This window comes from Salinivibrio socompensis S35, from assembly GCF_000513715.1.
Classification (GTDB): Bacteria; Pseudomonadota; Gammaproteobacteria; order Enterobacterales; family Vibrionaceae; genus Salinivibrio; species Salinivibrio socompensis.
Genome location: NZ_AQOD01000252.1, coordinates 1 through 607, shown reverse-complemented (window position 1 = coordinate 607; position 607 = coordinate 1). Strand labels below are relative to the sequence as shown.

Genomic DNA, 607 nt, shown 5'->3' with positions numbered 1-607 from the left:
CACTAATTTTTTCAGAGAATTTCCTAGGGCGTGTTGATCTTTCGTGATTGTTTTTTGAACGGCATGATAAGGCGTTATAATCTCTTTCGCCAAAAACAAACTGTAACGCCATACCATGCCGAGACTCATGCTAACTGATAAGCGGTGGCAAAAGCTACTTCAAGTAATGAAGAACACTGGCCGCATTTATAATAAATCTGAACATAGAATGACCTTTGAAGGGATCCTTTACCGCTTGCGAACATGAGTTCCATGGCGTGATCTTCCAACAGAGTTTGGGGACTGGAGCACTGTCTATCGTCGCTTTAACCTATGGTCGAAGAAAGGCCTGTTAGACATATTATTCAAGGAGTTATCAAAACTTTCTGATTATGACTGGGTGTTTGCAGACGGCTCAATAGTCAAGGCTCATCAGCATAGCGCAGGCGCTGCGACACCAGACAGTGAGTGTATTGGAAAGAGTCGCGGCGGTAACTCAACGAAAATTCATTTGGTCGTGGATAGCGGCGGATTACCCATCTATTTTGAACTATCAGAAGGCCAGAGAAATGATATTGCTCGTGCCGAGAGCCTTGTTGACCACCTTAAGGAGATCAACGTATTTATC

At 43.8% G+C, this 607-nt stretch carries 1 pseudogene; it reads left to right on the top strand.

The window, feature by feature from the left end:
* Nucleotides 1-115: 115 nt before the first annotated feature.
* Nucleotides 116-607: pseudogene (locus DZ54_RS23065) on the top strand (IS5 family transposase); the annotation flags it as partial.